At 59.5% G+C, this 10034-nt stretch carries 10 protein-coding genes; 2 read left to right on the top strand and 8 right to left on the bottom strand.

The genetic code is table 11. The features are described from left to right. Positions 1–120 precede the first annotated feature (120 nt). Positions 121–264, top strand: coding sequence for an acyl-CoA synthetase family protein (locus G518_RS40200; RefSeq protein WP_156909554.1), 144 nt, complete (start codon positions 121–123; stop codon positions 262–264). 30 nt (positions 265–294) lie between these two features. Here the strand turns inward: G518_RS40200 and G518_RS0126195 are convergent, their stop codons facing one another. The 3 genes from G518_RS0126195 to G518_RS0126185 all read right to left on the bottom strand — a co-directional run bounded on the left by G518_RS0126195 (position 295) and on the right by G518_RS0126185 (position 4057). Continuing rightward, positions 295–2118, bottom strand: coding sequence for a M61 family metallopeptidase (locus G518_RS0126195; RefSeq protein ID WP_425414309.1), 1824 nt, complete (start codon positions 2116–2118; stop codon positions 295–297). Next, positions 2115–2828, bottom strand: coding sequence for a DsbC family protein (locus G518_RS0126190; RefSeq protein ID WP_028605012.1), 714 nt, complete (start codon positions 2826–2828; stop codon positions 2115–2117). Before G518_RS0126190 ends, G518_RS0126195 begins: the two co-directional genes overlap by 4 nt. Positions 2829–2890: 62 nt before the next feature. Beyond that, positions 2891–4057 carry an FAD-dependent monooxygenase gene (locus G518_RS0126185; protein ID WP_028605011.1) on the bottom strand — a complete coding sequence of 389 codons (1167 nt, stop codon included), beginning with the start codon at positions 4055–4057 and terminating at the stop codon, positions 2891–2893. A gap of 87 nt (positions 4058–4144) precedes the next feature. On the opposite strand from G518_RS0126185, the gene G518_RS0126180 reads away from it, so the two are divergent. Then, positions 4145–5047: an MOSC domain-containing protein gene (locus G518_RS0126180; protein WP_028605010.1), complete on the top strand. Its 903-nt coding sequence runs from the start codon at positions 4145–4147 to the stop codon at positions 5045–5047. Positions 5048–5263: 216 nt separating this feature from the next. Here G518_RS0126180 and G518_RS0126175 read toward each other — a convergent pair whose 3' ends face one another. The 5 genes from G518_RS0126175 to G518_RS0126155 form a co-directional block, all read right to left on the bottom strand. Next, positions 5264–6442, bottom strand: coding sequence for a thiolase (locus tag G518_RS0126175; RefSeq protein WP_028605009.1), 1179 nt, complete (start codon positions 6440–6442; stop codon positions 5264–5266). Next, a complete protein-coding gene (locus G518_RS0126170) occupies positions 6439–6825 on the bottom strand; it encodes a Zn-ribbon domain-containing OB-fold protein (RefSeq protein WP_028605008.1) in 387 nt (128 codons plus the stop codon). The genes G518_RS0126175 and G518_RS0126170 overlap by 4 nt, the downstream gene beginning before the upstream one ends. Positions 6826–6960: 135 nt before the next feature. Continuing rightward, on the bottom strand, positions 6961–7926 hold the full coding sequence (locus tag G518_RS0126165) for a Bug family tripartite tricarboxylate transporter substrate binding protein (protein ID WP_036596243.1): 966 nt from the start codon (positions 7924–7926) through the stop codon (positions 6961–6963). Positions 7927–8202: 276 nt separating this feature from the next. Further along, the gene (locus tag G518_RS0126160) at positions 8203–8862 is read right to left on the bottom strand and encodes a 3-oxoacid CoA-transferase subunit B (RefSeq protein WP_028605006.1); all 660 of its coding nucleotides are present in this window, start codon (positions 8860–8862) and stop codon (positions 8203–8205) included. A 2-nt stretch (positions 8863–8864) separates the two neighbouring features. Continuing rightward, positions 8865–9566 (bottom strand): 3-oxoacid CoA-transferase subunit A, encoded by a 702-nt coding sequence (locus G518_RS0126155; RefSeq protein ID WP_028605005.1) that lies wholly within the window; start codon positions 9564–9566, stop codon positions 8865–8867. Between the last annotated feature and the right edge of the window lie 468 nt (positions 9567–10034).

Raw genomic sequence — 10034 nt, 5'->3', positions numbered from 1 at the left:
AAAACGTTGTGTGCCAACCCTGCATCGTGAACCTCAAAAGTGGGAGGCCACCATACCCGTTTACAAAGCGAACAGGAAAGTCAATGAAATCAACGATCTACCAACACCACCTCCGCGCCAGTGCTAGCTTTTCGTACCGTCACTTATTGCACTGAAAACGAGGAGACCCCGGGCAGCAGCGTGTCGATTGAGCTCAAACCCGAAGGCGGTGTGGAGCGCAGCCAGGGCAAGGCCAAACGGGTAGTGGATCTGCGACAGCGCTGAAGTCCCCTCTGGCGCGGATATGAAACGGCCTCATTCCTGAAGCCAGGGCGCCAGGCGCACCCCGTCACCCACGGCCAGGCGCACCGTTTGCGATTCGGCGGGCCAGTCCAGCGGGCAGCGCAGCAGGCGGCGGTCGCGCGAGACCAGCGCGGTCAGGCGCGCTTGCACGCCGCGCAGATCGGCCACTTCGTCGAGCTTGTGGATGCGCCAGGCCTCGGGCACGCCGTCGCGTTTGGGCGCGGGCATCTCGATGCCGATCCATTCGTCGCCCGGTGCCATGCCGGCCGCTTCGGCCGCGCCGCCGCGCAGCACGGTCTTGAGCACCACGCTGCCGTTGGCTTCCGCCACGCGCAGACCGAGCTGTTGCGCCAGGGGGGCTTTCTCGTGCGTCACCTTGACCCCCGTGTCTTGCAGCAGCGAGGGCAGGGGCAGTTCTTCCGTGCTGTGCACCCAGGCGGCAATGTCCTTGTCGAAGCCGCGCCCCCCCAGCCGCTTGAGCGCGCGCAGCAGGTCGCTTTCGCGCATCGGCCCGCCTTTGCAGCGTTGCCAGAGTTCGCGCATGACGGCGTCGAGCGAGCTGTGGCCTTCGGCGCGCAGGGTGAGGTCCAGGCACAGGGCCACGAGCGCGCCCTTGGTGTAGTAGCTCACCGTGGCGTTGGGCGTGTTCTCGCCCACGCGGTAGTACTTCACCCAGGCGTCGAAGCTGGCCTGGGCCACGGTCTGCACCAGGCGGCCCGGCGTCTGGCGCACCTGGTTGATCGTCTTGGCCACGAGCTGCAGGTAGGTGGCCTCGTCGATCAGGCCGGCGCGACGCAGCATCAGGTCGTCGTAGTAGCTGGTGAAACCTTCGAAGAACCAGAGCAGCTCGGTGTGGTTTTCGGTGCTGTAGTCGTAGCGCGCGAACTCGGCCGGGCGAAGGCGTTTGACGTTCCAGGTGTGAAAGTACTCGTGGCTGATCAGACCCAGCAGCGTGGTGTAGCCGTCGGTGGCCTTCAGCGATGCGGGTTTCTCGACCGGGGCGCGTTGGCGCGGCAGGTCGCTGCGCTGGCAGATCAGCGCGGTGGAATTGCGGTGCTCCAGGCCACCGTAGCCGTCGCCGCTGGCGTACAGCATGAACACGTAGCGATCGAAAGGGGGTTTCTCGCCGTCCTGGTCGCCGTGCCAGAAGGCGATCTGCGTCTCACAGATGCGCCGCGCATCTTCCAGCAGGCGCGCGCCATCCATCCAGGCGCCGGCGCCGCTGACGACGAAACGGTGCTCCACGCCAGCGGCGGTGAACTGGCCGCTCCAGAAGCGGCCCATTTCCACTGGACAGTCGGCGAGCTCGTCGTAGTTTTGTGCGTGGTAGTGGCCGAAGCCGTCGGCATCCACGCGGTGCGGCGACAGACCGGTGGCGACCTGCCAGCCCTGGGTGGCCGTTCCCACCTCGATCTCCAGCGCGTGGGGCTGATCTTCCTGGCCCAGCACCTGCAAACACAGGCTGGTGGCGTTGAAGAAGCCGCGCGTGGCGTCCAGGAAGGCGGTGCGCACCGAGGCGTCGAAGGCGTAAACCTCGTAGCGCAACTCGAGCGGCTGGCTGGCTTCGCAACGCACCTGCCAGCGGTGCTTGTCAAGCTGCTTCAGGTCCACCGACCGATTGCCCTGTCTGGCGCTCAGGTTCTGCAGGTGTTGGGAAAACTCGCGCACCAGGTAGCTGCCGGGGATCCACACCGGCAGGCTCAGGCGCTGGTTCTTCGCGGGCCTGTCGATCTGCAGCGTGACCGCGAACAAGTGCGCCTGCGCGCTGGCCGCCGAGACGGTGTAGCGCAGGCCCGGGCGCGCGGCCCGGCGGCCACGGGCCACCTTGGTGCTCAAGGCTTGGCTTCCGCGAGATGCTTTTCGATCTGGTCGGCTGCGATGTAGCCCGGCACCCGGGTGTCGTTGACGAAGATCAGGGTGGGCGTGCCCCTGACGCCGTGCTTGCTGGCCAGGCGGCTGTTGCGCTCGATGGCCGCGGTGTCGCAGGTGGCCGAGGCGGGCGGCTGGTTGTTCACCATCCAGTCGCTGTAGGTCCTGGCCTTGTCCTTGGCGCACCAGACCCGGCGGGCCTTGTCCACCGAATCGTCGCCGAGCACGGGGATGAGGAAAACATGGATCGTCACGTTGTCGATCTTGGCAAACTCGCGGTGCAGGCGTTTGCAGTACCCGCAGTTGGGGTCTTCAAACACGGCCATCTTGCGTTTGCCGTTGCCACGCACGAGGGTGAAGGCGTCCTTCATCGGCAGGTCCTTGAAGGCCAGTGCGGTGAGCTTTTCTACCCGTTGTTCGGTCAGGTTGGCGCGCGCACGGGTGTCGATCAAGGCGCCCTGGATCAGGTAGTTGCCCTCGGCATCGGTGTAGAAAATCTCGCTCTGATTGATGCGCAACTCGAACAACCCAGGCATCGGCGTCTTGCTCACCTCGTCGATGGTGGGGAAGTTGGGCAGGCGTTCCGTCAGGTTCTTGCGGATCGTGGCTTCCTGCGCGAAGGCGCCCAGGGAGAGGGTGGCCAGTGTTGCGATCAGGAGGGTCTTGAGGGATTTCATCTTGGAAGTTGGAGGTCGTGGAGCTTGTTGATCAATGGAAGGTGGAAGAGGCGGGATGGCACTCAGGCGCCATGCCCCATGGCCTGGCGCGCGATCCAGCGTTTGAGCGGGCCGCTGCGGTCGAAGCCGCTGAGGCCCCAGTTGCGCAAGGCCTGCACGCGCGTGTCTTCGTGTGAGAACAGGCCGAACAGGCCATCGGTGACCCAACCCATGGCGCCCACCTCGGCGGCGCGCGCGCGCTCGTAGCGGCGCAGCAGCTTCAGGTCGCCCAGCTCGCGCCAGTACTCGCGCTGTTGCAGCACGCGCGCGAGCTCGGCCACGTCGGCCAGGCCGACGTTGAGGCCTTGGCCCGCCAGGGGGTGCATGGCGTGCGCGGCGTCGCCGGCCAGCGCCACACCACCCTGCGCGGTGCGGGCGATCCAACGTTGGGCGCGGGAGAGTTCGAGGGGCCAGGCCTGGGCGGGGCTTTCCATGTGCATGTGGCCCAGTGCCTGCGCGCTGCGCGCCTGCACGGCCTGGGTGAAGGTGTCGGGGTCGGCTTGCAGCCAGGTGTCGGCCTGCTGTGCAGGGACAGACCACACCAGCGCCACGGAGTTCCCGTCTTCGCCCCCCAGGGGCAGCAAGGCCATCACCTCGCCATGGGCAAACCACTGGCGAGCCACGCCGCCGTGCGGCTGATCACAGCGCAGGCGCGCGGCGATGGCCTTGTGGGGATAGGGCCGCACGTCGAAGTCCAGGCCGAGCTCGGCGCGCGTCTGGCTGCGTTTGCCCTCGCAGATCACCGTGAGCGCGGCGATCGGTGCTTCGTTCACGCGCTCGATCCCGCTCTGGAAGCCCACGGCGTCGTTCAGGCGCTGTTCCAGGGCCGGCACATCCACGATCCAGGTGAGCGCTTGCGCGCCCTGGTCCTCGGCGGAGAAGCCGAGTTCGCCACCGCTGTCACCCCAGACCTGCATGGCGCTCACCGGGGTGATGGGGGGTGCGCGGTCATCCTGAGGGCCGGTTTCAGGCCAGGCGCGCACCGAGCGCAGCAGTTCGCGCGAGGCGGCATTCAGCGCGTAGGCGCGCACATCCGGCTGCCCGGACTCGGTGCGGGTCGGGCTGATCAGCGCCACGCGAAGCCGGTCGCGCGCCAGCAGCAGCGCCAGGGTCTGGCCCACCACGCCGGTCCCCCGGATGGCGACGTCGAAACGCCGGGTCGAGCCTGGGCGGTGGGCGGTGGGGTTCATGCAGGGATTCTAGGAGCAGGGCACAATCCGGGCCTTTGCGCTCGCGCAAGTCCCACGTCCGCCCGTCGCCCCACTTTCGCCCCCGCCATGAACGCAGACACCAGCCCCTCCAACGCCGACGTGCAAGCCACCATCGACCAACTCTGGATCTACCCGGTGAAATCCTGTGCCGGTGTGTCGCTGGACGAGGTGGAACTGACCGACACCGGCCTGCTCTACGACCGCGCCTGGATGGTGGTGGACGCTCAGGGCCGGTTCGTGAGCCAGCGCGAGCTGCCGCGCATGGCGCTGATACAGCCCGCGTTCAAGATGGGACAGTTGGTGCTGCGCGCCCCCGGCATGCTGGCGCTTCACCTTGAGCTGAACGTCGCCGAAGGGCCGCTCAAGGTGCGCGTGTGGGACGACGAGGTGCAGGCCTGCGACATGGGTGACCTTGCGGCGCAGTGGTTCAGCGATTTCCTGGGGGCGGACGCACCGGAAAACCTCAGGCAACTGCGCCTGGCCCGTTTCGACCCCGAGGTGCGCCGCCCCAGCAGCGCCCGCTGGCTCGGAGGCCGCGAGGCGGGCACCCAGTTCGCCGATGGTTTTGCGCTGCTGGTCACCAGCACCGCCTCTCTGGCCGGGCTCAACGAGCGCCTGGTGGCCGCCGGCCAGGCACCGGTGGACATGCGCCGGTTCCGGCCGAATGTGGTCTTGTCCGGCCTGGAGGCCCACGACGAGGACCGCGTGGGCCCCATGCGCATCGCCACCGACGGCGGTGAGGCCGCGGTGATCGAGACCGTCAAACCCTGCCAGCGCTGCCCCATCCCCAACATCGACCCCGACACCGCGCATTCCAGCCCCGAGGTGAACGACACGCTGCAGGGCTATCGCCAGGACGCCCGCCTGAATGGCGCCATCACGTTCGGCATGAACGCCATCGTGGTCGAGGGCGATGGGCAGGTGCTGCGCACCGGCCAAGCGGTCACCGCCGACTGGAAATTCGAGTAGATCGAAGACCCCCTCGCTCCGCCGCTGCGCGGGTCGCTGCCCCCGAGGGGGCTTTGCCCAGCCGACTACCTGGTGCAACCAGCGCAACCGGGTGCTGCCAAAGGAAGGGCAAGCTGTGGGATCGGCTGGAGGCAGTGCTGGAAATCTACATGCTGATTGCCTGGCGCATCTGTGTGCAATGGATGCCATTGGGCTGGTGTGACAACCAGGCTGCCGCTACAAAACTTCCGAGACGCCAAGCAAGGCCGTCGACTGACTGGCGCCGCTGACCCCACCGTTGCCGTGTATCAGTGCAATTTTCGCGTCTTTCACTTGACGCGCACCCGCCTCGTCGCGCAACTGTCGGACTGCCTCAATCACTTCGAAGGTACCGTACATGTTGGGATGCACACAGGACAAACCGCCGCCATTTGTATTGACCGCGAGATGACCACCGGGTGCAATGCCTCCATTCTCCACAAACGGTCCGCCCTCACCCTTCTTGCAGAAACCGAGATCTTCGAGGAACAAAATTGGATTGATGCTGAAAGCGTCATACAGCTGTACGACGTCAACATCGGATGGCTTCAGTCCCGCCTCCTGGAATGCTCGCGAGCCAGACTCAACTGCAGGAGTAATCGTGAAATCCGCCATGGAAGACACTTGTCGATGCCAGACAGCCGTGGCATTGGATAACACATGCACGGGCGCTTTAGAAAGATCCTTTGCAAGATCATTGCGGGTGATGACGAAGGCTCCGGCACCGTCGGTGACCAAGCAGCAATCATGTACCGTGAACGGATCCGCAATCATTTTGGCGGCAAGTACCTCGTCGATGTCGAGCGGATCTCTACGGAACGCTTCAGGGTTGAGTTGTGCCCACCGCCTTGCTGCTACCGCAACTTCAGCAAGATGTCTTCTAGTGGTTCCAAATTGGTGCATGTGTCGGGCTGCCATCAACGCATAGGGCGTTATCGGAACGAGGGGCTGATATGGGGATTCATACGGATAAGGATCAATAAGTTGTTTGGCCTTCAGCTTTTCTCGCCGCCCTATGGTTTGAGTTCTTTGCGTGCTACCATAGCAAACGAGAACTGCATTGCATTGACCAGATGCCAACGCATGTAATATAGGTTGCAAGTGCGCAATAAATGATGATCCTCCGATATTCGTGGATTCAACAAATTTCGGCTTGATATTCAAATATTCAACAACGTTCAGCGCCCACATGGGGGAATTCACATTCGCCGTTGCGATGCCATCGATGTCCTTGAATTGAAGCCCAGAATCAAGTACTGCATTATGCGCAGCGAGGGCTAGAATTTCAACATCGCTAAAGCCCTGTGCCTCACCGCACCCTGCTGTGCCTACGCCAACAATCGCGCAACCAGTACCGGCTTTCTTCTTTGTGCTCATTGATCGCGCTCCTCAGTCCTAAAAACCACCCGATTTCCCTGCTCGCCCTTGCTCACCGTAGCGCGCACACGCATGCCAATATGTACGTCTGTGGGACTGATGTCTTCAACGCAAGTCATCATGCGTACGCCTTCATCAAGCTCCACAATCGCCACGTTGTAATCCCCGCCGTCCTCTCCTTTTCGTCGGACCACGGAAGTCGAATAGACTGTTGCTCCACCCGCCGGTTCTATCCAACTGAGGTTCAAACTGTGGCAGTGAGGACAGAGTTGCCTTGGGTAAAAAACGTGCTTGTCGCAATCTTCACACGATTGAATCAGGAACCGCCCTTCGCCCAATGCGCTGAAATAGTACTTCTCCGCTCCTGTTATTTGATCCAACACTTAAATCACCTATACTGTTATGAAATTTTGAGACGAATAAAAGCGTTTTTTTATGCGAGCTCTGTTTTTCGGAGCCAGTACCGCAATAATCTTGACGATTTACCGTGATTATCTGCGGTGTGCATACCAGTTTCCTTAGTTCAACTTTGGAATCTTGGCTTCCTCGATGACTTTTTTCCATTTGAGCATATCCGCCCGAACATTTTTGGAGAATTCATCAGGTGTACTGATAATCGGATCGAGCCCCGTCTTTTGTAATTGAACCCGAAATTCTGGCAACTTATTGATGCGCACGATTTCGTCGGCCCATTTTTTTGTAATTTCAGCCGGAATGTTGGCTGGCCCGATGATCCCGAACCAGCTTTCAACCAAATAGCCGGGATAGGTTTCTGAGAATGTAGGGATGTCGGGGGTTGTTTCCGCACGCTTTTTCCCCGTACTGGCAACGAACTTTAGCTTTCCAGCATTCACGTGTGGCGACAATGAAAAATTTGTGTCAAAGACCAAATCGACCTCTCCGCTGACAGCCGCCAAGGTGGCTGGACCGCTCCCTTTGTACGGAATGTGAAGAATATTGATGGTCGTCATTTGTTTGAATAACTCCATCCCTATATGCGATAAACTTCCATTCCCTGTGGTGGAGTAATTCAGCTTCCCCGGGTTTTTTTTTGCGTATTCCACCAGCTCAAAAAGCGAATTCACCGGGAGACGCGGATTTGCAGCGAGGACGACGGTCAACCCCACTGCTAGCCCAATATAGGTGAAGTCCTTTGATGGATCGAAAGGAAGATTTTCATATAGCCACGGATAGCTGGTGAGAGATCCGGCTGAAAGGACAACAGTATATCCATCGGGTTCTGCCTTGGCTGCCTGATTAATGCCGATGGTACCGCCCGCTCCTGGTATATTCTTGATGATTACAGGCACGCCCCAGGCCTCGGATAGCTTTTGCCCATACATTCGCGCCACCGGATCCACTGCGCCACCAGTTGGATATGGAACGATCAACGTGATTGGCCTTGAGGGATATGCCTGCGCCGCGAAGGCCGTCGAGGTAACTAGAAATGCGATCGTGAATGCGATGATTTTCTGTAAGGTCATTTTGATTTTTCCAATTGAATGACTGGCAGGCCAATGGACAAAAAGAGTTGATTTATGCCGATTTAAGATGGACTGTTCCGAGTGATTAAGGTATACGGTTGGCAAGGCTTGGCGTGAATTGCTAGGATTCCAAGAATCGGCTGATAAATCGCAGCGATGTAAACCGATTTTTCCTTGAGTCGTGAGGTTTTGTCTCCTTTTTAATTGGATATAGGTGGTTCACACGACATGGGTTTGACCAATGAATAGCGTCTGCGTCAGTCAGAGTCAGAAATTTCATTCTGATTGGAGCAGTGGGAGCCCGCCGAGTAGCGCGCGAAGCTCTTCCAGTCCGAGTCCTTGAACGGTCTCGACAAGCTTCAGTCCCCTCGCGGTGCATTCAAACGTCGCGAGATCGGTGTAGATGCGCTTGACGCAACCGATGCCGGTCAGCGGGTATTCGCATTTTTCGACAATCTTGCTTTTGCCATTTTTGTTTAGCAGGTCCATCATTACCCAGGTTTGCTTTGCACCAACGGCTAGATCCATGGCGCCACCCACCGCAGGGATAGCGTCTGCAGTCCCGGTGTGCCAGTTGGCGAGATCGCCCGTGGCCGAGACTTGGAAAGCACCTAGCACGCATATATCCACGTGGCCTCCACGGATCATTGCAAAACTGTCGGCATGATGAAAGAACGCGCCGCCTGGCAGCAATGTGACATGCTGCTTCCCTGCGTTGACCAAGTCATCGTCCTCATGGCCAGCAATGGGCGCGGGCCCCATTCCTAGCAAGCCGTTTTCGCTATGCAGAATCACTTCGCGATCGGCTGTGAGGTAGTTTGCGACCGATGTTGGTTGACCGATGCCGAGGTTAACAACTGCGCCGTCGAAAATATCCCCAACCACTCGTGCGGCCAATTGTTCTTTAGTAAGTCGCTGATAATTGGTGTTATTCATGCTTATGCGCCTTTTTTGAATCCGCCCGTTTCAGTTGCTGGCCGGTCAATCTTCACCACAGCATTGACAAAAATGCTTGGCGTGACGATGACTTCCGGATCGATGCTGCCGAGGTCAACGACCTCGTGAACACTTGCAATGGTGCGATCCGCAGCCATAGCCATTACAGGAGCAAAGTTGCGCGCAGTTTTGCGGTAGACCAGATTTCCCCAACGATCCCCACGTTCAGCCTTAATTAGGGCTACATCGGCATGAAGTGGTTGCTCAAAAATATACATGCGCCCATTGATCTCTCGCGTCTCTTTTCCTGCAGCGAGTGTGGTGCCGTACCCAGTGGGAGTAAAGAATCCGCCAATCCCCGCGCCAGCAGAACGAATCCGTTCGGCCAAGTTTCCTTGCGGAACCAACTCAAGTTGCAATTTTCCGCTTCGATAAAGTTCATTAAAAACATAGCCGTCTATTGCGCGCGGAAAAGAGCAAACCATTTTTTGGACGCGCCCTGCCTTTAAAAGGGAAGCGAGTCCCGTATCGCCATTACCAGAGTTGTTCGTTATGACGGTGAGTTCGCGCGCGCCTTGTTCGATCAGGCCATCAATCAGCGCTAACGGAATGCCGGCCGATCCAAAGCCGCCGATCATTATTGTGGCGCCATCAGCGATATCCACGAGTGCTTCAGAGATTGAATTCGAAACTTTGTTTATCATGAAATATCATTGCCGCTCGGTTAAATATTGATCAAATTCAATTGCTGCCGCTGGTGGGCTGATCGAGTGCAGAGAGCCCCGCCCGATAGAGCGGTCGTGTCACCCAGGACCTCGGCCTTCTCTCCCAAGATCACGTCCCAGCCGAGCGCCTTCGCGTGGATAGCAGTTTCCAAGTCCCCTGCACGACTCCCCGCCACACGCACATCACATGGAGGCGTGATCCACGCCTTCCCCGCAGAAGTCCTCTTTGCTCACTCGATGCCTTCGAAAAATATCATCAAAGAATGTTAGCGGTACAACTGACAAACTAAAATATGGTTATCCCCTATGTGCACTCTGCAAAAACCGGAGTAGAGGCAGTCCTGCTGCATTCAGGGGTCTCCTCGTTTTCAGTGCAATAAGTGACGGTACGCAAAGCTAGCACTGGCGCGGGGGTGGTCTGGGTAGACCGTTGATTTCATTGACTTT

Origin of the sequence: Ottowia thiooxydans DSM 14619 (genome assembly GCF_000422885.1) — a bacterium.
Classification (GTDB): Bacteria; Pseudomonadota; Gammaproteobacteria; order Burkholderiales; family Burkholderiaceae_C; genus Ottowia; species Ottowia thiooxydans.
This window is presented reverse-complemented; position numbering and strand designations above follow the sequence as displayed.

Bases quoted from the DNA above. Each gene is read 5' to 3' on its own strand.
- G518_RS0126160 (WP_028605006.1), bottom strand. From the start codon at position 8,862: ATGAATAACACCAATTATCAGCGACTTACTAAAGAACAATTGGCCGCA.
- G518_RS0126155 (WP_028605005.1), bottom strand. From the start codon at position 9,566: ATGATAAACAAAGTTTCGAATTCAATCTCTGAAGCACTCGTGGATATC.
- G518_RS0126175 (WP_028605009.1), bottom strand. From the start codon at position 6,442: ATGAGCACAAAGAAGAAAGCCGGTACTGGTTGCGCGATTGTTGGCGTA.
- G518_RS0126180 (WP_028605010.1), top strand. From the start codon at position 4,145: ATGAACGCAGACACCAGCCCCTCCAACGCCGACGTGCAAGCCACCATC.
- G518_RS0126190 (WP_028605012.1), bottom strand. From the start codon at position 2,828: ATGAAATCCCTCAAGACCCTCCTGATCGCAACACTGGCCACCCTCTCC.
- G518_RS0126185 (WP_028605011.1), bottom strand. From the start codon at position 4,057: ATGAACCCCACCGCCCACCGCCCAGGCTCGACCCGGCGTTTCGACGTC.
- G518_RS0126165 (WP_036596243.1), bottom strand. From the start codon at position 7,926: ATGACCTTACAGAAAATCATCGCATTCACGATCGCATTTCTAGTTACC.